This window comes from Sorangium sp. So ce281, assembly GCF_051527395.1.
GTDB lineage: Bacteria > Myxococcota_A > Polyangia > Polyangiales > Polyangiaceae > Sorangium > Sorangium cellulosum_B.
Map to the genome: position 1 here is coordinate 5,250,001 of NZ_CP150322.1, position 21,360 is coordinate 5,271,360.

General features: G+C 73.0%; 16 protein-coding genes (1 of these 16 only partly in view). 10 read left to right on the top strand and 6 right to left on the bottom strand.

Translation table 11 applies throughout. The annotated features are described in order from the left end of the window. Both WMF27_RS19890 and WMF27_RS19895 read left to right on the top strand, forming a co-directional pair. Positions 1 to 905: the 3' portion of a hypothetical protein gene (locus tag WMF27_RS19890; protein ID WP_437767318.1), read on the top strand. It extends 655 nt beyond the left edge of the window; the window shows 905 of its 1,560 coding nt (coding positions 656-1,560); its start codon lies off the left edge, out of view; its stop codon occupies positions 903 to 905. A gap of 120 nt (positions 906 to 1,025) precedes the next feature. Then, the gene (locus tag WMF27_RS19895; protein ID WP_437767317.1) at positions 1,026 to 5,651 is read left to right on the top strand and encodes a HEAT repeat domain-containing protein; all 4,626 of its coding nucleotides are present in this window, start codon (positions 1,026 to 1,028) and stop codon (positions 5,649 to 5,651) included. A gap of 19 nt (positions 5,652 to 5,670) precedes the next feature. On the opposite strand, the gene WMF27_RS19900 is transcribed toward WMF27_RS19895, so the two are convergent. After that, positions 5,671 to 6,150, bottom strand: a complete 480-nt coding sequence (locus tag WMF27_RS19900; protein WP_437767316.1) for a hypothetical protein — start codon at positions 6,148 to 6,150, stop codon at positions 5,671 to 5,673. Positions 6,151 to 6,244: 94 nt separating this feature from the next. Here WMF27_RS19900 and WMF27_RS19905 point away from each other — a divergent pair, with 94 nt between their 5' ends. The 5 genes from WMF27_RS19905 to WMF27_RS19925 all read left to right on the top strand — a co-directional run bounded on the left by WMF27_RS19905 (position 6,245) and on the right by WMF27_RS19925 (position 9,819). Next, on the top strand, positions 6,245 to 6,931 hold the full coding sequence (locus WMF27_RS19905) for a DUF1349 domain-containing protein (protein ID WP_437767315.1): 687 nt from the start codon (positions 6,245 to 6,247) through the stop codon (positions 6,929 to 6,931). Between the two features lie 422 nt (positions 6,932 to 7,353). Beyond that, positions 7,354 to 7,707, top strand: a complete 354-nt coding sequence (locus WMF27_RS19910) for a hypothetical protein (RefSeq protein WP_437767314.1) — start codon at positions 7,354 to 7,356, stop codon at positions 7,705 to 7,707. Positions 7,708 to 7,788: 81 nt separating this feature from the next. Then, positions 7,789 to 7,974: a hypothetical protein gene (locus WMF27_RS19915; protein WP_437767313.1), complete on the top strand. Its 186-nt coding sequence runs from the start codon at positions 7,789 to 7,791 to the stop codon at positions 7,972 to 7,974. Between the two features lie 169 nt (positions 7,975 to 8,143). Then, a complete protein-coding gene (locus tag WMF27_RS19920; protein ID WP_437767312.1) occupies positions 8,144 to 8,713 on the top strand; it encodes a hypothetical protein in 570 nt (189 codons plus the stop codon). 284 nt (positions 8,714 to 8,997) lie between these two features. After that, positions 8,998 to 9,819 (top strand): GNAT family N-acetyltransferase, encoded by an 822-nt coding sequence (locus WMF27_RS19925; RefSeq protein ID WP_437767311.1) that lies wholly within the window; start codon positions 8,998 to 9,000, stop codon positions 9,817 to 9,819. 16 nt (positions 9,820 to 9,835) lie between these two features. Here the strand turns inward: WMF27_RS19925 and WMF27_RS19930 are convergent, their stop codons facing one another. Next, complete coding sequence (locus WMF27_RS19930; RefSeq protein WP_437767310.1) at positions 9,836 to 11,668, bottom strand: M2 family metallopeptidase; 1,833 nt, start codon at positions 11,666 to 11,668, stop codon at positions 9,836 to 9,838. 283 nt (positions 11,669 to 11,951) lie between these two features. On the opposite strand from WMF27_RS19930, the gene WMF27_RS19935 reads away from it, so the two are divergent. The 3 genes from WMF27_RS19935 to WMF27_RS19945 all read left to right on the top strand — a co-directional run bounded on the left by WMF27_RS19935 (position 11,952) and on the right by WMF27_RS19945 (position 14,639). After that, complete coding sequence (locus WMF27_RS19935; RefSeq protein WP_437767309.1) at positions 11,952 to 12,338, top strand: VOC family protein; 387 nt, start codon at positions 11,952 to 11,954, stop codon at positions 12,336 to 12,338. A gap of 145 nt (positions 12,339 to 12,483) precedes the next feature. Then, positions 12,484 to 12,882: a PEGA domain-containing protein gene (locus WMF27_RS19940; RefSeq protein ID WP_437767308.1), complete on the top strand. Its 399-nt coding sequence runs from the start codon at positions 12,484 to 12,486 to the stop codon at positions 12,880 to 12,882. A gap of 200 nt (positions 12,883 to 13,082) precedes the next feature. After that, positions 13,083 to 14,639 carry an Hsp70 family protein gene (locus WMF27_RS19945; protein ID WP_437767307.1) on the top strand — a complete coding sequence of 519 codons (1,557 nt, stop codon included), beginning with the start codon at positions 13,083 to 13,085 and terminating at the stop codon, positions 14,637 to 14,639. Here WMF27_RS19945 and WMF27_RS19950 read toward each other — a convergent pair. The 4 genes from WMF27_RS19950 to WMF27_RS19965 all read right to left on the bottom strand — a co-directional run bounded on the left by WMF27_RS19950 (position 14,590) and on the right by WMF27_RS19965 (position 21,341). Continuing rightward, on the bottom strand, positions 14,590 to 15,885 hold the full coding sequence (locus WMF27_RS19950; RefSeq protein WP_437767306.1) for a PAS domain-containing protein: 1,296 nt from the start codon (positions 15,883 to 15,885) through the stop codon (positions 14,590 to 14,592). The genes WMF27_RS19945 and WMF27_RS19950 overlap by 50 nt on opposite strands. Before the next feature lie 252 nt (positions 15,886 to 16,137). Further along, entirely contained in the window at positions 16,138 to 17,085 is a 948-nt protein-coding gene (locus WMF27_RS19955) for an AEC family transporter (RefSeq protein ID WP_437767305.1), read from the bottom strand. 147 nt (positions 17,086 to 17,232) lie between these two features. Beyond that, on the bottom strand, positions 17,233 to 19,221 hold the full coding sequence (gene tkt, locus WMF27_RS19960) for a transketolase (RefSeq protein ID WP_437767304.1): 1,989 nt from the start codon (positions 19,219 to 19,221) through the stop codon (positions 17,233 to 17,235). A gap of 458 nt (positions 19,222 to 19,679) precedes the next feature. Next, on the bottom strand, positions 19,680 to 21,341 hold the full coding sequence (locus WMF27_RS19965; protein ID WP_437769832.1) for a hypothetical protein: 1,662 nt from the start codon (positions 21,339 to 21,341) through the stop codon (positions 19,680 to 19,682). Between the last annotated feature and the right edge of the window lie 19 nt (positions 21,342 to 21,360).

The following is a 21,360-nucleotide window of genomic DNA, read 5'->3' on the forward strand; positions in this document are numbered from 1 at the left end:
GACACTGCAACGGCTGGGCGGCCTACGTCGTCGCCGAGGAAGGCGGGCCGCCGCAGCGCGACATCCGCGTGAAGCTCTCGGGCGGCAAGGTGACCACGTGCGCTTCGGTGGAGACGGGGTGCATCCTGTTCCGCACCGCCGATATCGAGGCGCTCATGACGGAGCTCTACCACAGCGACTCGGCCACGGTGTCCGGGCGGCGCTGCGAGGCGCGGGAGGACCTCGTCCAGCGCGATCAGTACGGAAGGCCTATCGATCCGGCGTGCCGCGACCTGAACCCCGCGACGATGCACATCGCCATGACCGGCCTCCTCGGGCTGGGCGCAAGCTCCATCAGCTCGCCGTCCAGCGCTCGGGCGCGGCGCGCGTTCGTCGTCGACTACACCTGGCACCGCGAGGTGTGGAGCTACCCGGTCACGTCGTTCAGCATCGACACGATGGCGGAGGTGAGCGCGCAGGAGGCAGCGCGGCTCGTCTGTAACGGCGGGTTCCAGGGGGCGGATTGCTACAATTACCGGTTCAACCCGTACGCGAGGCGCTTCGTCCGCGTCAGCGGGCGCTACGGGATGGTCTCGGACGAGGTGAGCGCCGAGCAGCTCCTCCTGCCCCCCGCGCAGCGCAACATCCCGGTCCTGAACGTGGAGCTCCACTACGTGCTCGAGCTCGACGATCGGCTGGCGTTGATCGGCGGCGAGTGGATCAGGAACCCCGCCCTCGTCAACGGCATCAACGGCAAGGCGATGCACCCCGACTACCTCTGGCTCCCGGTGAGGGCGCAGGGGCCAGGGGAAGACGCCGACGATCTTGGCGGCTCCACGGACAACCCGTACATCGCGTACTCGCGCGCGAAGGCGCTGCTGAATCTGTCGCGCGCTTCCGTGACGGGGAGCAGGCCGTCGGAGTAATTCGGAGTGATCGGAGCGACCGCGCGCCGACAGCCTCGGTGACGAAGCCTCGGTGACGAGGCGCCGGCCATCGCTTTGCCGGCGCCTCGCCGCCGCGCGCCGGTCTACGATGGCGCCGCCATGGTGCACCTGGACGAGACGTTCGCCGCGGCGCTCCGCCGCGCGGACGTGCGGTGGCTCGCCGAGCACGTCGATGAAGCGCGCTGCAGCAAGGAGATGCTCCGCCAGCTCGTGAAGCACGAGGACGAGCGCGTGCGGTACCTCGGGCTCACGCGGATGGCCCAGGCCGCCCGGCGCGAGGGCGGCGCAGGGCGGCGAGAGCTCGCGGCGCTGCTCCCGCGCACGCTGGACAGGACGCCGGAGGTCGCGCTGCTCCTCGCCGGGCTCTACCGCGCGCTGTGGCCCTCCCTCCCGGTTCAGCGCCTCCCGGCGTGGCGCGAGGCCTCGCTCCCCGCCGCCGTTCGCGTCGCGTGGCTCCGGACCGAGATCCTCACGCGGCCGGAGGCCGTCCGCGACGAGCCCGCCGGCGAGCTCCTCTACCAGGCGCTCCACGCGCTCGATCCGGCCGAGATCCCCGCGCCCGAGGCGCTCCTCCCCGAGCTCGCGGCGCGCCGCGAGCCGGTCCTCGCGGCCGCGGCGCTCGACCTCACCCGGCGCTGCCTGCACGCGGCGCTGCTCGCGCCCGATCGGGCGCGCGCGGTGCTCGCCGCGCTGCTCGACGCGGCGGCGCCCGCGATCGTCGCAGGCGCGCTGCGCGAGCTCGCCGCGCCCTGGGCCGTCCTCGCCGGCGCGCCGCTCCCGGGCGCGCGCCTCGGGCAGCTCCTCGGCGGCGCCCCCGACGTGGCCGCCGCCGCGCTGGAGACGGCGGCCCGCCACGGCGAGGGCGCCGCGCTCCGCGCGTTCGTCTCCCGCGAGGACGCACCGCCGCGGCTCCGGCAGCGGGCGCTCACGCTCCTCGGCGAGCACGCGAACCGCGAGGACGTCGGCGCCATCCTGAGCGTCGCGGGGGGCGATCCGCTGCTGCTCGGCCCGAGCGCGATCGCCTGCCTGCGCGCGCTGCACCGGCGCGGGCACTTCCCCGCCCCGGAGCACGCGGCGGCCCTGCTCGATCTCGCCCTCGCCGATCCCACGATCGCCGCGGAGGACGTCGCGGCGATCGCTTTCACCTGCCGGCGCGCGCTCCTGTCGGCGCTCGCCGCGGCGCCGGGCGGCGACGCGAGCTGGCCGCGCCGCGCCGAGATCATCGTCGCCATGGCGCGGCAGGGCGCGGCCGATCTCCCGCTCGGCGACGCGCTCGCCGAGAAGCTCCGCGACGCGCCCTCGCCCGCGCCCCTCCTGCGCGCGCTGGGCGCCCTGCGCCACGCGGCCGCGGAGGACGACGTGCTCGCCGCCCTGCCGCGCGCGCCCGCCGCTGCCCTGGAGGCGCTCGCCGCGATCGGCGGCCCACGCACGGTGGAGGCGCTCCGGGCGGCGCTCGGCCAGGGCGGCGCAGGCGCGGCCATCGCGCCGCACCTCCGAGGCGAGCGCCACCGCGCCGCGGCGCTGCTCTGGCACCTGACGGAGGATCCGGCGGACCGGCGCGCGCTCGTCGCCCGCCTGAACCCCCGGGACCTGCCGGCCGAGATCGCCGCCGACCTCGCCGGGACCGAGGCGGCGGAGCTCGCGGTGCTCCAGCGCGCGGTGAAGCGGTGCACGCCGGCGGACGCGCTCAGGGCGCTCGCGCGCGCGGGCGACGCGAGCGCCCTGCCGGCGATCGCCGATCTGCTGCTCCGGATCGCGGCGGACCACGCCGCGGCGTGGGCCCCCGGCGGGCCAGCCGAGCCGCCCGATCGCGACCCCGACCGGGGCCCCGCGCGGCCCGCGGAGCCGGCGATCCCGGACGATGTCGCGGAGGCGATCCGCGGCCTCGGGCGGCGGCTCCACCAGCGCCGGAAGATCCGGCCTGTCTGCCTCCTCGACGCCGCGAGCGAGAGCGCGGCCGGCGACGCGCTGCTCGCGAGCCTCGCCCTCGACCTCCTCGACCGACCCGGCGTGTCCGCGGGCGAGCGCGCGCTCCTCGTCGACCTGCTGCGCTCGGCGCGCGGTCAGGCCGCGCGCTCGCGCGTCCCGCGCTTGCTCCGCCACCGCGATCCCCGCGTGCGCAAGCGCGTGATCGCGCTGCTCGCCGAGGACGGCGCCGAGGCGCTCTCGGCCAGCCTGACGCTCCTCACGGGCGCGGGCGACGTGCAGACGGTGAGGCAGGCGCTGCGCGCGCTCGGGGGCATGGAGGCGCGCTGGGCCTGCCCCGCCATCGCAGCGTGCCTCGATCACCCGAACATGAGCATCAAGAAGACGGCGGCCGAGGCGCTGGCGCGGGCGGGCGGGCCCGAGGCCGCGCCGAAGCTCGTCTTCTGGCTCGGCCGCCACGACAACCCGGGGCTGCGCGCGGCGCTCGACGCCGCGCTGCGGGCGATCGTCGGGCCGGCCTGCGAGGCGACGATCCTCGCCGCCGCAGGGGCCGTGGAGGACGAACGCGCCCGCGACCGGCTGCTCGACGCCCTGAGCGGCAAGCTGTCGGCCCAGGCGATCCGGAGCGGGCTCCGCCAGGGATCGGCCGCGGCGGCGCGGCTGCTCGAGCGGGTGGTCGCTGGCGAGATCGCCCTCGCCTCCGGGACCGCCGACGAGCTCGCCGGGGAGGCCGTGGAGATCGACGCGCACGGCCTCGCCGCCCGCGAGCGAGCGCGCCCGGGCGCCGCGCCTCCCTCAGGCGCCGCGGGCGCGCTCGCTGGCGCCGCGGACGCGCTCGCTGCCGCGCTCGCCCGCGACGGCTGGGACGACGCGACGGCGCGGCGCCTGCTCGAGCGGCAGGCGGCGCTGACGCAGCGGTGGCTCGCCGCCCTGCGGAAGCTCGCGCCGGAGTGGTTCCGCCTGGCGGCGGACGAGCCGGCGCTGCGCGACACGGCGCTCCGGCTGATCGTCCGCACGTCCACCGCCCCGTGGTCGCCCGTCGAGGCGCGCCTGTACGCCCGGTACGCCGCGGTGCTGCTCGACGGGCTCGCCGCGGCGTCGGCCGATCTGCGCGACGGGCTGCTCCCGTTGCTCGAGGAGGCGGCGCCCGAGCTCGCGCGCGCCGAGGCGCTCGGCGTCGCGGCGCGCGTGCGCGGGCTCGCGCCGGCGCCGGGGGCGCGCCGATCGCCGCTCGCGCTGCTGCGGCGGTGCGGGGCGATCCTCGGGCGCGCCGACGTCGATCAGGCGCTCGCGACGGCGCGCGCCGCCGCCGATCCGTGGACGGCCGAGCCGGCGATCCTGCGCGAGGCGTTCGGGGCGACGGCCGAGGCGGGCGATGGCGAGGATCCCGAGGGCGCGGCCGCGTGGCGGGCGGCGCTCCGGGCCGCGGCGCTGGAGCCGGCGGCGCTCGCGGCGCTCCGGGAGCGGCCGCGCGGCGGCCTCGGCTCGCGCGCGCAGCTCGCCGCGCTCACCGAGGTGTTCCCGGCCGCGGCCGAGCCGGCGCGGCCGGCGCTGCTCGACTGGATGGAGTCGCTCCAGCCGATCGGCGCGCCGCCCTGGACCCTCGCCGAGCAGGCGACCGCGCCGAGCGGCGACGCGCGGGTGCCCCGGCCGTCCGATCTCGACCAGCCGCGCTCGGCCGCGCTCCGCGAGCGCCTGCTGTCGATGCTGGCCGCGCCCGCGCCCGAGCTCCGGAGCAAGGCCGCCGTCGCGCTCCTCTCGTGGCCGGAGCCCGACGCCCGCGCCGCCGCGCTGCAGGCCTACCTGCGCGGCGACGTGGACGGCGTGGACCACCCGGGGCTGCCCTCCCTGGCGCCCTCGCTGCTCGATCTCTCCGAGGAAGAGCTCCGGGGCGACCCGGCCGACGAGGCGCGCCGGGAGCGCGCGGCGCGCCTCGCGGACCTGCTGATGCCGCCGGAAGCGGAGCGCCTGCTCCCGCAGCTGCTCTCGTGGTGGGAGTCGGGCGCGCCGGCGACGCGCGCGGCGGCGGCCCAGGCGATCCGCCGCGTGGCGCCCGACGCGCGGGCGGCTCGGCTGGTCGATCGCCTCCGGCAGGGGGCGTGGGGCTACCTCGATCTGGTCGCCGGCGAGCGGCTGCTCCGGACGCCGGAGCTCGAGGCCGTGGTGGAGCGCCTCCGCGCCGAGGGGCGCGCCGATCTGGCCGGGCGGCTCTCGCTCGACGACGGCCCGCTCCGGCCGCCCGGAGGGGGACGCGCGGCCGAGGACGCGCGGGCGCTGGAGGCGCTGCGCGCGCGTCCGGAGCCACAGGCGCCCGAGACGAGCGACCGAGGTCCGGCGCGGCAGGAGCTCGTGCGGCTCGCGCGCGCAGGGGACGCGGAGCAGGCGCGCCGGGCGCTCTCGGCGCTGGCCGGGGCGCCCGACGGGGAGCTCGCGGCGCTGCTCGTGGAGCTGCTCGGCGATCGGCGCCCCCGGGTGCGGCTCCACGCGCACCGGCTGCTCCGCGACGCGGTCGATCGCGCCGCCTACCTGCGCGCGACGTGCGCGCTCCTCTCGGATCCGCTGCCGGACGTGGTCCGCTCGGCGATCCGTATCCTCTGCTTTGCGCCGTGGCCGCCGGCGCTCCCCGCGATCGTGGGCCTGCTCCTGCACCCGCACGCGGTCGTCCGCCGCGCGGCCGCGGAGGGGCTCGGGCACGTGGGCGCGCCGGCGATCCCCGCGCTCAAGGACGCGCTGGGCCGCGCTCGGCCGGACCGGCGCGAGGTCTATGCAGAGGTGATGAGGCGGATCGAGGGGCGGTGAGCGAGCGGGGCGCCGCGCCTCAGTCGACGCGCGGCCCCGGCGCGGCCCCGGGCGCCGCTCCCGGCCCGAGCTCCCCTGCCCCGGGCGCGGCCAGCGGCGACACAACGCCGCGGTCGGGCTCGCCGAGGACGCAGGCCTCCTTCCCCTCGACGACCTTGCAGCGGTAGTCGGCCGGGCATTTCCCCCCGCACGGCTGCCGCACACACATCCCCGTGGCCGCGTCGCACGCCGTCCCGGTTGGACACGCCGCGTAGCAGGTATCGAACAACGCGCGGTTCGCGACGGTCGACCCGGCCGCACCGACGAGGGCGCCCGCGGCTTCCACATAGCCGGTGCCGGTAACCCCGGTGCCGGCGTTCTCGTCCCGGTCACGATCGCCAGGTGATGTCTGCACCGCCCTCGCGCCGAGCAGGAACTCCGGCGGTCCCTTCCGCGAGGTGAAGCACCCTGCCAGGATTCCAACCGAACAGCAGGAAATCAGAAGGACGGTAATTCGCATAGGACCGAGATCCTCCATACACACCGAAACGATTCCACGACAATACAGGAGCACACTCCGGTACCATCGACGCGATGCAGGGGAGGGAGACGAGGTGAGCGAACAGGTGCACCTAAAGCCGTGGCCCACACCGCTCCGCTGGGAGGTACCGCCCAGGAGCTGGAGCGCCGGGAAAGCGTCGAGCCTGACGGTCACAGCAGGCGGCGAGACCGACCTGTTCCTCGATCCGGATCGCATCCGGGGCGCGCTGAACGCGCCGCGCTTGCTCGGGACGCCGCACGGGGACTTCCTTGCCAGCGCGCGGGTGACGGTGGGCTTCTCGGCGGTGCGCGACGCCGGCGTGCTGCTCCTCTGGGCGCACGAGCGCTCGTGGGCGAAGCTCTGCTTCGAGCTCTCGCCGGAGGGCGCTCCGACGGTCGTCTCCGTGGTGACCCGCGGCCTGTCGGACGACCGCCGATCCTTCGAGGTCGACGCGGATCACGTATGGCTGCGCGTCTCGCGGCTCGGCCGGATGTGCGCGTTCCACGCCTCCACCGACGGGACGACATGGCGCCTCGTCCGCAGCTTCTCGCTGGGCAGCACGGCGGAGCTCGACGTCGGCTTCTCGGCCCAGTCGCCCGCAGGCGACGGCTGCACCGCGGTCTTCGACGACATCCGCTTCGCGCCGCGCCGCCTCGGCGACCTCCGCAGCGGAGACGCCGTGTACGGCGACGCGCTGGCGCGCGCCGGTCAGATGCCGCCGCTCACCGGGCCCGCCTTGCCGCTCCCGCACGTGCTGTGAAGCGCGGGCCGCGCGATGGCGCGCGGCCTCGTCCTGCGCGCTCCCCCGCGGCGCCCGTGAGCGCGCGGTCGCCATCGGCCCCGACCGTGGTCCCTTGCCAGGATCTCGACATCCAGGTCGCTCGATCTCGTGTCCCTGGCGGCGTTCTCCACGTCCTGTCGCCAGGCTCCGTGTCCCTGGCGTTCGTGTCGATCTTCGATGTCGCTCGTTTCCCTGTCTCTCGTGACCTTCTCCATGTCCCTGTCGCACGATTTTGCCCGGGAGCGGAGGCGTCTCGATACCTGAAGTGAAACCAGTGACGCTGTAGCGTCGGGTGACAGACGCCCCGAGCATAGCTCTTGCTCGTGAATCCGACGAGGCTCGCGAACGGTGACCACCGGGGATCCACCGCGACGAGTCTCCGTCGTAGAAAGAGGGGAAGTATGAGCAATCGTCGCAATCTCCAGAACTGGCTCGGCATGGCGCTGGTGACAGGGCTCGTCTGCGTCTCCGGCTCTGCGTGCGTTGGCTCCATGGATCCGTCGATCGACAGCGAAGAAGCCGGCGAGACCGAGCAAGCGATCGTGAGCGGCTTCGTGGCAGGGACGAGGCTCGATTGCACGATATCGGGCCCCACCCCGACGGGGAGGCGGTGGGCATATCTGATCGTCGGCAATGACCAGTCCACCTGTTACCGGACTCCCAACATCCATCGCCTGGACCTGGCGCCGGAGACCGCCATCCACTGCCACGCTCTCGGCAGGAGCATCGGATGTGATTACATGCAGGACCTCTAGCACTGCTGCGGGAAGTCGGAGGGGGAAGCGAACCGCCATGACGCCGAGGGCGCGCCCTCTTCCAGCCCTTCTCGCCGGGTTATGCGGACGACCCCGCGCGCGCGGGCGCTGTTCTCCAAGGGGTTCACGCCAGCGAGGGTCGCCTCCCTCGAGCCGGCGATCGCCCGGGCCGCGGAGGCGCTGGTGCGCATCGAGGTGAGGTGCGCCGTGCAGGCGCTGCGCGCGGCGTTCCGCGGGCTGCGCCTCGCCGCCGCGGCGCGCGGATGACCCGGCAGTTTCAAGCAGTTGTCGACAGATGGCGGCAGCAAAAAACATCGCTGAGCGTGTCGATCTCGGGCCCGCCCGTTCGTCGTGACGATAGAACCAGGGCGCATCCGGTCAGTGCCGTCCGGACGACCCGCTTCGAACCAGCTCGACCCAGGAGAGGAGATACGACATGCGATCCATGATCACCGCGGAGCCGGCCACCAACGACGCGAAGGCGGCGCGGGAGCGACCGGATCACGCGCCGCCGCGTTCCGAGCGCCGGACGAGGAGCGCGGTCGTGAGGCGCATCTCGATGGCAGCGTGCCTGTTCGTCGCCGCGTGCGGCGGCGCGGAGGACGCCGGTGATCCGGAGCCGACCGCGTGGAAGGACATGAGCTTCGAGCAGCGCGTCGCGTACATGAACAGCGACGTCCTGCCGCGGATGAAGGAGGTGTTCGTGGCGTACGACCCGGCGTTCGAGACCATGGACTGCGCGACGTGCCACGGCGCCGACGGGGCCACGCGCGCCTACGCCATGCCGAGCCCGGCGATCGCCGTGCTGCCCGCCACGGAGGAGGGGTTCCTCGAGTACGTGCAAGACCCGGAGCACCCCGAGCGCGCGGCGTGGAGCACCTTCATGTTCGAGAAGGTCGTGCCCGAGATGGCCAGCCTGCTCCAGCGCGTCCAGTACGACCCCACGACCGGCAATGGCGACTTCTCGTGCAACAACTGCCACACGCTGGGGTCCGTCGAGCCGTGAGGCCGCCCGAGGGGGGACGAGCAGCGCTGACCTCGGCCCCCTCGCGCCCGTCGGCGCACCTCCGCTCTCCGGTCCGCGTCCTTGTGGGACTGGCGCCCTCGCGGTGATTTCGTCACATCCGGCGCCCTGATCCGCCAGCATCGATCGGGTCACCCTGCCCGGCCAGAGCGCCCCGCTGCTGCCGAGCCGACGGCCACGGCAGCAGCGGGGCCCGCGCGCTCGGCGACGAAAGCTCGATCGCCGGGCGCCCGGCCCTGTATATCTCGGTCCAGAGGAGGTCTCCCATGTCCGACCCGACCGGGATCGCAGAGTGCAACGCGCAGTTCCTGGCCGCCTGGATCCACTTCAGCCGCTGCCTCCCCGGCCACCGGATCGAGCACACGGACGGTGTCTCCGTCATCCTCTCGGGCACGGACATGGCCCTGCTCAACATCGCCACGCTCTCCTCGCCGGCCGGCAACCTCACGGATCTGGAGCGCCGCGCGCGCATCGGCGCCGAGCTCGCCCGGACCGGCGGCGTTCCCTGGTTCTTCGCGCTGTCCGACAGCTGGGCGCCCGGCGGTGACGCGGAAGCGGCCGCCGAGCTCCTGGCCGGGCTCGGCTTCCAACCTGCGGTGTCGATCATGGGCATGGTGGCCGACGCGCTCCCCACCCCGCGGCGGGAGATCGCCGGCCTGGAGCTCAGGCGCGTGGGCGACGCCGAGACGCGCGCCGCCGTCGCCGATCTCAACTCCGTCGCCTACGGCCTCCCGCTCCCCACCGGGCGCGCCGCCCTGGCCCACGAGGCGTTGTGGGACGACCGGGCGTTCGGGCGGGTCGGCTACGCGGGCGACCAGCCGGTATGCTGCGCGGCGACGTTCATGGTGGCGGGGATCCGGTACGTCGGCTTCGTCGCCACCGCGGCCGAGCACCGGCGCAAAGGCTACGCCGAGGCGGTGATGCGCTGCTGTCTCGACGACGCGCTGAGCGCCACCGGCGCCCAGAAGACCGTCCTCCACGCGACGGACCTGGGGCGGCCCGTGTACGACGTGATGGGGTACCACGCGGTCACGCGCTTCGCCTTCTACACGCCGCCGCCGGACTACCTGCCGCCGCCGCAGGCCTGATCCCGCGCGCCCCCGCCTACCACCCGCACGTCTTGCCGCGGTTCTGCTGGTCGAGCCAGTCCTTGAGCGGCCCGAAGTAGTCGAGCATCGGCGCCGCATCCATCCGCCGCGATCCCGTCACCACCTCGAGCGCCTCCGGCCACGGGCGGCTCCGCCCCATCTCCAGCATCCGCCGGAGGCGCTCGCCGGCCTCCTCGCTGCCGTAGATCGTGCAGCGGTGGAGCGGCCCCTTGTACCCCGCTGCCTCGCAGAGCGCGCGGTGGAACTGGAACTGGAGGATATGGGCGAAGAAGTACCGGATGTAAGGGACGCTCGCCGCCACATGGTACTTCGCGCCAGGATCGAAGTCCGACTCGGAGCGAGGCACCGGCGGCACGACACCCTGGTACCTCCTCCGGAGCTCCCAATAGGCCTCGTTGTATCTCGCCGGCTGGATGTCCCCCGAGAACACCCCCCAGCGCCACCGGTCGAGCGAGACCGCGAACGGCAGGAAGGCGATCTTGCCGAGGGCGTCGCGGAGGAGGAGCGAGAGGTCGCTGGAGGCGGGGGGCAGCTGGTCCACGAGCCCGATCCGCTGGAGGTACTCCGGACTGACCGAGAGCCCGATCGTGTCGCCGATGGCCTCGTGAAACGCGGGGTTCGGGCTGTCGCGGTACAGGAGCGGCAGGTGGTTGTACGCCCGCTGGTAGAAGGTGTGGCCGAGCTCGTGGTGGATCGTCTGGAAGTCGCCGGCCGTGATCTCGATGCACATCTTGATGCGCAGATCCTCCTCGTCGTCGATGTTCCACGCGCTCGCGTGGCAGACGACGTCGCGATCCGCCGGCTTGACGAAGAGCGACCGCTCCCAGAAGGTGGCCGGGAGCGGCTCGAACCCGAGCGAGACGAAGAAGCGCTCGCCCGTCTTCACCATCTCGATCGGCGTGTACCCCTTCGCCTGCAGCGCGGCGTCGAGATCGTAGATCGGCGCGGCCCCCTCGGGCGCCACGAGATCGTAGATGTTGCTCCAGTCCTGCGCCCACATGTTGCCGAGCAGATCCGCCCGGATCGGGCCCTTGCCGGGCACGACGTCCTCGCCGTACTTCGCGGCGAGCCGGCCCCGCGCGTAGCAGTGGAGCGCGTCGTAGAGCGGCTTGACCTGCCCCCAGAGGCGATCGACCTCGCGCGACAGCACGCCGGGCCGCATCTCGAATTTCGAGCGCCACGCGTCGCCTGTGTCCTTGAACCCGAGCTCGCGGGCGCCCTCGTTCGCCAGCTGGACGAGCCGCGTGAAATCGCCCCGCATGGGGACAGAGACCGTGTGCCAGCCGGCCCACGCCCGCTTCAGCTCCTCGGGATCGCGGCTCTTCGCGAGCGTCCTGCTCAGGTCCTCGAGATTGAGGCACTGGCCGCTCGCGGGGCAGTACTTGCCCGCTCCGTACATGGCCTCCAGCCTCGACGCGATGGTGGCGACCTCCTTCGTTTTCGCGGGATCGGCGGGCGCGTAGAGCGTGAGGGACGTTCGCAGGAGCTCGAGCCGGCGGCGGACGTCATAGGGCAGTTTGAGGTCGAGGAAGCGGGCGGCCCGCTTCGCGTAATCGGCCTGCACCCCGAGCAGCTTCGCGCTCGCCGCGGCCGCGAGGATCTCGGTGTCGACGGTGATGTACGTCGCCGCCACCCACGCCGCGCGGTTGTTGTGGGTGCTGAGCTCGTGCAGCTCCGCCTCGGCCGCATCGATGAACCGCGCGGCCTCCTCCGCCGCCGGATCGGTGGCGGGCTGCGGCGGCGTGGGCGGGGCGGGATCGGAGCAGGCCGCCGTGAGCGCGAGCATGCTGCAGGGCAACGCGACGACGAACATCGGAATGCGCACCATTTCTCGCCGCTCCTCGATCGCGGACAGCTCCGGCGTAAGACCGTCTCTCCACCCCGGACGCGCAGAGGGCGCGGGGTGCGCTTCGGCGCCGCGATCCTGGTGGGGCTCCTAAGGCCGCTCGCCGGCTCCAGCAATCCTCTCGGGCGCGCGGCGGCGAGGGCCGAGAGGCGGCAAAATCCGCTCGATCCAGGTCACCGCGCCAGCCTGGAGGTGGCCCCTCGCCGCGAGATCGCTCAAGATCCGCCGGAGATGGGCAACCGCCCACGGAAGGGAGGAAGCGAGCATGGCCGTCCAGCTCAATCACACCATCGTCCCGGCGCGGGACAAGACGACGTCCGCCACCTTTTTGACCGAGATCCTGGGCCTCTCGGCGCCGGTGCCGTTCGGGCACTTCTTGACGGTACGGCTCGACAACGACGTCACGCTCGACTTCATCGACACCCCTGGCGAGATCCGTTCTCAGCACCTCGCCTTCCTGGTCAGCGAGGCCGAGTTCGACGAGATCTTCGGTCGAATCCGCGAACGCCAGATCCCGTACTGGGCCGATCCCAGAGCGCAGCAGCCCGGGGAGATCAACCACCATGACGGCGGGCGCGGCGTCTACTTCCCCGATCCCGCCGGGCACTTCCTCGAGATCATCACGCGCCCTTACGGCAGCGGCGGCGGATGACGGAGCGATCGCTCGGCCGGGGGAGAGAGCCCCTCCTCGATGAGGGAGGCTCTGGGCCGCAGCGAGCGTGCCGTGGCGGAGCGTTGCGCGTGTGAGGTCACCCTCGCCATTTCCTCCCGCGTGTTTCCTGTCTAGCGTTGGGTCCATGCGTCGCACCCCCACCTTCCTCGTCACCCTCGCCATTGCCGGCTGCGGCGGCGCCCCGAAGCCGCCGCCGGAGCCCCCGCAACCCGCGCTGATCGCCGCCGAGCCCGAGCCGGAGCCCGAGCCTCCGCTCGACGACGCGCCGATGCTCGACGTGGTCGCCGCGCAGCCGACCGAGATCCTGCTGGACGGCAAGCCCATCGGGACGACGCCGATCTCGGGGCGCAAGGTCGCGCCCGGCTCGCACGAGGTGACGTTCGTGGACCCGGAGCGCGGCAACCGGACCATGATGGTGACGCTCGAGCCCGGCGACGCGAAGACGGTCCAGTCGGACCCGCCACCTTCCCTCGTCGAGGCGAGCGGCGGCGCGACGGGCGACAAGCAGGGCGAGAAGAAGTAGCGTCCTAAGGACGGTTCACCCCCACGCCGCCGGCGATGACGTCCTCTCGAACCCCACTGCCCGATCGCCCTCGCGAACGGCGCCCAGATCTCGGTCGATGCCATCGATGACGGTGCCTTCGAGCTGGAAGCCGACCGATCTCGCAGAGTTTCACCGCGGGCGGCCGGATGTGGCAGCATGGGGCCGGAGGAGACCCTACCTTGCGCCTCGGGATCGATTTCGGAACCACGCGGACCGTGGTCGCGTGCTGCGATCGCGGGAACTACCCTGTCGTCAGCTTCCAGGACGCGGCGGGGGACACCGTGGATTTCTACCCCTCCGTGGCCGCCGAGCGGCGGGGGGAGCTCCGGTTCGGCTTCGACGCCCTCGCGGTCGCCTCGGACCCCGAGTGGACCGTGCTCCGGTCGTTCAAGCGCGTGCTCTCCGGCCCGCGCGCGTCGCCCGACGTCGAGGTCGAGATCGGCGGGACGAAGCTCCGGGTGCTCGATCTCCTGACCCTGTTCCTGCGGTCGCTCCGCGACGCCGTGCTGCACCGGTCGAACCGGCCCAAGAGGGACGACGACGGGCGCCTCATCTCGGTCGTGGCGACCCCGGCGAACGCGCACGGGTCGCAGCGGTTCGTGACGCTCGACGCCTTCCGCCGCGCCGGCTTCGAGGTCATCGCGCTCCTGAACGAGCCGTCGGCCGCCGGCTTCGAGTACACGCACCGCCACCGCAGCACCATCACGTCGAAGCGCGAGCACATCGTCGTCTACGACCTCGGCGGCGGGACGTTCGACGCGTCGCTGGTCCACATGACCGGGCGCAGCCACGACGCCGTGACGACCGCGGGCCTGAACCACCTCGGCGGCGACGACTTCGACGCCGCGCTGGCCTCGATGGCGCTCGACGCCGGCAAGATCGAGAAGATCGAGCGCGAGGGCCTGCCGGCGCGCGCGCTCGCGGCGCTCGCGGACCAGTGCCGCGAGGCGAAGGAGCGGCTCAACCCGAACTCCCGGCGCATCGTGATCGACCTGGAGACCTGCCTGGGCGACCTCTCGCCCGCCCGCGAGGTGACGATCGCGACCTCCGACTACTACGACCGGTGCGTGCCCCTCGTGGAGTCGACCATCGCGGCGATGCAGCCGGTGATCGCGCGCCTCGACGCCGGCGCGGGCGAGGCGCTCGCCGACATCGCGGGGATCTACGTCGTCGGCGGCGCGAGCTCGCTGCCCATCGTCGCGCGGACGCTGCGCGAGCGCTTCGGGCGCCGCGTCCATCGCTCCCCCTACCCCTCGGCGGCCATCGCGATCGGCCTGGCCATCGCCGTCGACGAGGACGCGGGCTTCGAGCTCTCCGACCGGCTCTCGCGCCACTTCGGGGTGTTCCGGGAGGGCAGCGGCGGGGACGAGGTGGTCTTCGACCCGATCTTCGACCGGGAGGCGCGCATCCCGTCGAGCCACGAGGCGCCGGTGGTCTCGCGGCGCGTGTACCGGGCGGCGCACAACGTCGGCCGCTACCGGTTCGTCGAGTGCGCCGCGCTCGACCGGCTCGGCGTGCCCCACGGCGACATCACGGCGTTCAACGAGGTCGTGTTCCCCTTCGACCGGCGGCTCCGCGACCGCGCCGCCGAGCTCGGCGGGGTGACCGTCGAGCGCATGGGCAACGAGGGGCCGCTGATCGAGGAGCAGTACGCGATCACCTCGCACGGGATCGTCGAGGTGACGATCACGGACGTGGAGGCAGGGTACCGGCGCGTCTACCAGGTCGGGGCGTGAGGGCATACGCGATGCCCGAATCGAGCGTGGACCGCACCAGGAGCCCGCCCATATCCGCCCCGAGCTCGACGAGCGTCCGCGCGATGGCGGGCTGGATCCCCGTCAGGAGCACCTGCGCGCCGAGCAGGTTCACCGCGCGCGCCGTCCGCACCAGCGCGCTCGCGACCTGGGTGTCGATGGTCGGCACGCCCGTAACGTCGAGGATCACCATCGAGGCCTGGTGGGCGACGATGCCCGCCAGCAGGATCTCGAGCACCTGCTGAGCCCGCGGCGCATCGATGTTGCCGATGAGCGGCATCACCACCACGCCGCGCGCGATCGGCAGCAACGGCGTGGAGAGGGCGCGCAGCCTGGCCTCCTGCAGGTGGATGATCTCGTCCTGAAGCCGCTGAGCCTCGGCCTCGGCCGCTCGGCTTTCGGTGACCTCCACGGAGATGCCGCACACCGCATTCAGCCTGCCTCGTGAATCCAGCAGCGGGAACCTCGTGGTCACGAAGGAATGGACGCGGCCCTCGATCACGAGCTGCTCCTCCTTGACGAGCGGCGCCTCGGCCGCGATGACCTGCCGCTCCGACTGCGCAAAAGCCTCGGCGAGCTCCGAGGGCATGACATCGCGATCGGCGCGCCCGAGCACCGCGTCGCGGGAGAGGCCCATGAGCCGCTCGAAGTGCCTGTTGACGAGCGCATAGCGGCCGTTCAGATCCTTGACGTAGACGGCGCTGGGCGCGTGCTCCACGATTGCGGTGACAAATGCCGTGCTGTCCTGGTACGCCTGTTGGGCGCGCATCCTGTCGGTCACGTCGAGGTTGATCCCGAGCACGTAGCGCGCGCCGCCCACGTCGGCCGCCGACATCCTGGTCTCGGTCCAGACGGTGCGGTCCTCGGTGCGCTCGAGGCCGGCGTCGGCCGTGCTGTACGCGGTCGGCGCCATGATCACGCCTCCGCCGCTCCGGATCACCTGATCGAAGTGGGCAGTGTATCCGCCCGCCACGGCGACAGGGTCCTCGTACATATTATGCTTGCCGACCATGGCCTCCTTCGACGGCACGGCCAGTATCTCGCGGTTCCGTCGGTTGATGTCGACAAGTACGCCGTCGGCGCCGTAGAGCGCCGACGGGACCGGCAGGTGCTCGAAGACGCCCTGGTACAGCGCCGCCTGCGCCTCCGCGGCCTGGGCGCGCTGCTCCAGCGCCTTGACCTCGCAGCGGAGCCGCTCCAGCTCAGCCTGCAGTCCCTCGATGTCCATGCCCCCCAGGATCATCGAATCTGCCCTTTCAGCTTGCGAGTGGCCATCGCGCTCAGGTCGTATACATTCATTATTATACGCTGGACACTTACATATTCCGTCCAGCATTGCCAAGCCGATTTGCAGAGCTCGGCTTTCAGCGATTGGACGCGTGGTGGCGCTCACACCTGTGCGGGACCTGCGCTCTGGGTCGCGTCAGGCCGCGTCAGGCCGGGTTGGGTCGCGTTGATGAGCGGGGAAGCGGAGGGCGCGCTACGGGACGATCCGGCGCAGCGCCTCGACCACGATCGGCAGGGTCGCCAGCGCGCCGAGCGTGGTCACGACCGCGGTGGCCGCGGCGAACTGGCCGTCGCAGCCGTACCGCGCGGCGACGATGACGGACACCATGGACGTCGGCATGGCGGACTGCAGCACCGCCACCTCGGAGGTGGGCCGCTTCAGGCCGAGCGCGACCGCGGCGCCGAGCGCGACCGCGGGCGAGAGGAGCAGCTTCACGGCGGCGACGGCCGCGAGCGGGCGCACGCGGCCGCGGAGCGAGGCAAGGTCGAGGCTGAGGCCCAGCGCGAGGAACACGAGCGTCGGGGTCGCGCTCCCGAGCGCGCCGAGCGCGTGCTCCAGCCACACCGGCAGCGGGATCGGCGCCGCGTGGAGCGTGAGCCCGACGGCGATCGACAGCACGTTGGGGTGCAGGAGCACCGCGAGCAGGCCCCGCCCCTCCCCGCCGCCGCCGCCGCCGCCCCCGCCCATGCGCGCGGCGAGCGCGACGCCGAAGGTCCACAGGAGGAGCGCCGTGACGATGCTGTCGACGAGGATCGCCGTCCCCGCCGCGCCGCCCGCGTCGCCGTAGAGGGCCAGCACGACGGGCACGCCGAGGAAGCCGGTGTTGGAGAAGCTGCCGACGAGGCCGGCGGCGCCCTGCGCGGCGCGCGGGAGCCCGAGCGCCCGCGCCACGGCGACCCCCGCGAGGGCGCATGCGAAGAGCGCGACGGTCGACGCGGCGACCGCGCCCCACGCGCCGTGACCGATGCCCGAGCGGCGGAGCACGGTGACGATCAGCGCGGGCGTGGTGACGTCGATGACCAGCCGGTGCAGCACGGCGGCGTCCGCCTGGCCGGCCCGGCCCAGCGCCCGCAGCAGCACGCCGACCCCGAGCACCGCGAAGAGGGCCAGCAGCTGAGAGATCAGGTCGCCCGACGGCACGGGCCCGCTTTTAGCTCGGCGGCGGGCGGCGTCCAGCGCTCTCGTCGGTCATGCGGCCGGCCGGTCGGCGGCGGAGCGGGAGATGGAAACCACGCCGGGAGCGCCGAGGAACGTTGCTCCGCGGCGCTCCCGCGCTTTTTCAGGAGGTCAGGGCACGAGGTCCTGCACGGCCTGCACCACCGCCTGGGCGTTCATGCCCAGCCGGTCCATCACGATGTCGCCAGGGGCGCTCGTGCCGAAGCGGTCGATCCCGAGGGCGATCCCCTTGAAGCCGACCCACCGGTGCCAGCCGAAGGTGACGCCCGCCTCGATGGACACGCGCCGCGTGCACGCGGCGGGCAGCACGGCCTCGCGGTAGGCGTGATCCTGGCGCGCGAACCGCTCCACGCAGGGCATCGAGACGACGCGGACGCCGGGCCCGATCCGCTTCGCGGCCTCGACCGCGTGCTGCACCTCGCTGCCCGTCGCGATCAGGATGGTCTCGAGCGCCGCCGTCTCCTTGACCAGGACATAGGCGCCGCGCCGGACGCCCTCGCGCTTGGCGGCGGCGTCCCCCGGAAGCAGCGGGACGGCCTGGCGCGTGAGCGCGAGGACCGTCGGGCCGTCGTTGTGCTCCAGCGCGGAGATCCAGGCGCCGGCCGTCTCCTCGGCGTCCGCCGGCCGGATGACGTCCAGATCGACGATCGCGCGCAGCCCGGCGACGGTCTCCACGGGCTGGTGCGTCGGCCCGTCCTCGCCCACGCCCACCGAGTCGTGCGTGAAGATGTAGATGACCGGCAGGTGCGACAGCGCGGCCAGGCGGACGCTCGGCCGCAGGTAGTCCGCGAACACGAGGAACGTCGCGCCGCTCGGGCGCAGGCCGCCGTGGTACGCGATGCCGTTCATGATCGCCCCCATGCCGTGCTCGCGGATGCCGGCGCGGATGTTCCGGCCGCCGGGGTGCTCCGGATCGAAGTCGGTGCTCGACGCGATGTAGTTGAACGTCGAGCCGTAGAGGTCGGCGCTCGACCCGATGAGCGCGGGCACCGCCTCGGCGACCGCCTGCAGCACGGTCTCGCCGGCCTTGCGCGTGGCGACCTTGGTGCCGGCGGCGAAGGCGGGGACGCGCGCGTCGAGGTCCGCCGGGATCTTCTTCGCGAGGCCGTCGTCGAGCTGGCGGGCGAGCTCGGGGTTCTTCGCGCGCCAGGCCTGGAAGGTCGCCTCCCACGCCCCGCGCACCTTGGCGAGCGCTTCCTTGCGCGTCGCGAAGAACTGCTTCACCTCCTCGCTGACGTAGAAGTGCTCCGCGGGCAGCCCCAGGTTCTTGCGGGCCTGATCCACGAACTTGGCGCCGCCCTCGCCGTGCGCCTTCTGCGTGCCGGCGACCTCCGGGATCCCCTTGCCGATGAGGGTGTGGGCGACGACGAACTTCGGCTTTCCGCTCTTCGAAGCCCGCGCCTGGCCGAGCACCCGGTGGACGGCCTCCAGATCGTTGCCCTGCTCGATGTGGAGCACCTCGAAGCCGTAGGCCTCGAAGCGCTTGGCCGTGTCCTCGCTCTGGGTCTTGATGGCCATCGCGTCGAGGGTGACGTCGTTGGCGTCGTAGATGAGGATCAGGTTGTCGAGCTTGAAGTGCCCCGCGAAGGAGGCCGCCTCGGCGGCCACGCCCTCCTGGAGGCAGCCGTCGCCGGCGAGGCAGTAGACATTGAGATCGAAGATCGTGTGCTCCGGCGTGTTGTAACGCGCGGCGAGCATCTTGGCGGCCACCGCGTGCCCGACCGCGTTGCCCACGCCCTGGCCGAGCGGGCCCGTCGTCGCCTCGACACCCTCGGTGTAATGGTACTCCGGGTGGCCGGGCGTCTTCGACTCCCATTGCCGGAAGCGGCGGACGTCGTCGAGGGACACCGGATAGCCCGAGAGGTGCAACCAGGCGTAGAGGAACATGCTGCCGTGACCGGCGGACAGGACGAAGCGATCGCGGTTCAACCAGTGCGGTTCGCTCGGATCGTGGCGGAGGATGTCGCCGTAGAGCGCGGCGCCGATCTCGGCGGCCCCTAGCGGTAGGCCGAGGTGACCGGATGAGCAGGCGTGAACGGCATCCATGGCGAGGCCGCGGGCGATCGAGGCCGCGGCGGCGAGCTTGGCGAAATCAGGCATGGCGCGCACTCTAACCTACTTCGTCGCGAAGCGCGCCCCTTCGCGAGGCCCCTCACCCGCCGCCCGGCGCCTGGCGCGGTCCGAGCGCGCCTCGGCGCCCGCGTGACTGTCCAGGCTTTCGCGGGACGCGCGGGGGCCGCGGGGCGGAGATCGGGCCGAGCCGGTCATCACCCCCCCTCGGCGAACGTCGCTCCTCCCTCGGCGGGACCACGAGACCTCCCTCGCGGGGGGCGCCACGGCGCCTGTCCCGGCCGCCGGTAGCCCCCGTCGGCGCGGGATGCAGCCCCCGCGGCTCGCCGTCGACCCGCAGGCGCAACGCCTCCGCCGCGCGGCCAGCTGGCGCTCACGGCGCCCCGACCGCTGGTCGCGCTTTCACCCCCACCTGGGCCGTCGTCGGGGTCGCCCAGCCTGGACCGAGCCGCCGCGGACCACCCCCGACGCAGGCGCGCTCGCGTGCGTCAGGGGGCGATGACCGCGACGAAGCCGTCCTTGTCTGCGGCGGTGAGCGGGCCGGCGCCGAAGTCGGCTGTACCCGTGAAGTCGCCGACGAGCGCGATGCGGTCGGCGCGATAGGTCGTCAAGCCTCTTATCGTGGCGGGCGTGCCCGTGAACGTGCGGCGCCAGAGCTCCGCGCCGGAAGCATCGAGCTTGACGAGGGACTGCGCTCCCAGGACGATGATGTTGCCGGCGGAGTCCGTGACCACGGCGTCGCTCGGAGCCTCTCGGTGCCAGAGATAGTCTCCGAGCGGGCTCAGCTTCACCACGAAGTGTGTTCCGGCGGGGACTGGCCCACCGCCGAGATCCAGATTTCCCAGGCTGCGGCCCACGACCACGACATTATCCTCGGGGTCGACGGCGACATCCTTTGCCTCTCCGCCGTCATCCGAGAAGTCCGGCGCCGACGGTCCGGACAGGAGCTTTTGCCAGAGCGCGGTGCCTGCAGGGTCTCGCTTCTCGACATGGAAATAATAGGCGCAGGGGCATAACCCTGGGCCCTTGCTGTGCCCCATGGCCAGAAGGACGTTGCCGGCGCTGTCCATGGCGATCCCACCCGGGCTGTCGAACGACCGATGGGAGAAGCCCCATATGTACTCGCCCGCCGCATTGTACGCTCTCACGGTCATGCCGGTGTCGACGGAGCTCGGGTCGACGAACAGCGCAGCGGAGATGCCCCCGGCGCCTGCCGCGATGTCTCGTAGGTTGATCGAGCTCGCGGCGCTCCCGGTGATGTATCCGTGGCTGAAGAGGTGGTTCCCGTCCGGATCGAGCTTGACGAAGAAGACGGCGTTCGGCGAGAAGTCATAGGCCCAGGGGAGCGGGCCGCTTCCGAAGTCCACAGGCGGCGGCCCGTCGAAGGTGGCGCCGCGATAGGTCCCGCCGAGGAGGATGTTGCCGCTCGCGTCGAGCGCGATCTTGGTTCCGGCTTCCCCGTACGGACTGCTGCCGAATCGTCTGCTCCATATCGCATGGCCTGCCGGGTCGAGCTTGAGCACGAACACGTCCGCGGATCCTGCGCTCACGAGCGGCCCCGCCCCGAAATCGACCGTCCCCACGAACGCGCCCGTCACATAGAGGTTGCCCGCGGCGTCCGTTGCGACGCCGTAGGCGGCGTCAGCGCCGGCGCCGCCCAGCGCGGCGGACCAAAGCGGCGGAAGCGAGCATTGCCCCGTACCATCGCAGTCCTCGTCGGCCTCCGAGGCGCAGTCTTCAGCTGACGGCGTGATCTCGCCGGTGCACGGGCCATAGCCAGATCCGTCTGGGAGGCAGGTCTGAGCACCGGCGGTGCAGAGCCCCACGCCTTGCGTCCCCGGTAGCCCCGAATAGCAGCTCAGCTGCGACCCCGGCTCGCAACTCGCTGTGCCGCCACCGCCACCGCCGCCGCCGGTCGCCGGCTCTCCCCCCGCGCCGCCCTGACCGCCGCCGCCGGTCGCCGGCTCTCCCCCCGCGCCGCCCTGACCGCCGCCGCCGGTCGCCGGCTCTCCCCCGGCCCCTCCCTGACCGCCGCCGCCGGTCGCCGGCTCTCCCCCCGCGCCTCCCTGGCCGCCGCCGCCGGTCGCCGGCTCTCCCCCCGCGCCTCCCTGGCCACCGCCGCCGGTCGTGCAGCCGAGGGTCAGCGCCATCCCGAGCACCGCAGCCCCT

Coding starts and splice junctions, on each gene's coding strand:
- WMF27_RS19915 (WP_437767313.1), top strand. CDS start 7,789: ATGCGGACGACCCCGCGCGCGCGGGCGCTGTTCTCCAAGGGGTTCACG.
- WMF27_RS19940 (WP_437767308.1), top strand. CDS start 12,484: ATGCGTCGCACCCCCACCTTCCTCGTCACCCTCGCCATTGCCGGCTGC.
- WMF27_RS19910 (WP_437767314.1), top strand. CDS start 7,354: ATGAGCAATCGTCGCAATCTCCAGAACTGGCTCGGCATGGCGCTGGTG.
- WMF27_RS19965 (WP_437769832.1), bottom strand. CDS start 21,341: ATGGCGCTGACCCTCGGCTGCACGACCGGCGGCGGTGGCCAGGGAGGC.
- WMF27_RS19900 (WP_437767316.1), bottom strand. CDS start 6,150: ATGCGAATTACCGTCCTTCTGATTTCCTGCTGTTCGGTTGGAATCCTG.
- WMF27_RS19935 (WP_437767309.1), top strand. CDS start 11,952: ATGGCCGTCCAGCTCAATCACACCATCGTCCCGGCGCGGGACAAGACG.
- WMF27_RS19930 (WP_437767310.1), bottom strand. CDS start 11,668: ATGGTGCGCATTCCGATGTTCGTCGTCGCGTTGCCCTGCAGCATGCTC.
- WMF27_RS19920 (WP_437767312.1), top strand. CDS start 8,144: ATGCGATCCATGATCACCGCGGAGCCGGCCACCAACGACGCGAAGGCG.
- WMF27_RS19950 (WP_437767306.1), bottom strand. CDS start 15,885: ATGGACATCGAGGGACTGCAGGCTGAGCTGGAGCGGCTCCGCTGCGAG.
- WMF27_RS19925 (WP_437767311.1), top strand. CDS start 8,998: ATGTCCGACCCGACCGGGATCGCAGAGTGCAACGCGCAGTTCCTGGCC.
- WMF27_RS19895 (WP_437767317.1), top strand. CDS start 1,026: ATGGTGCACCTGGACGAGACGTTCGCCGCGGCGCTCCGCCGCGCGGAC.
- tkt (WP_437767304.1), bottom strand. CDS start 19,221: ATGCCTGATTTCGCCAAGCTCGCCGCCGCGGCCTCGATCGCCCGCGGC.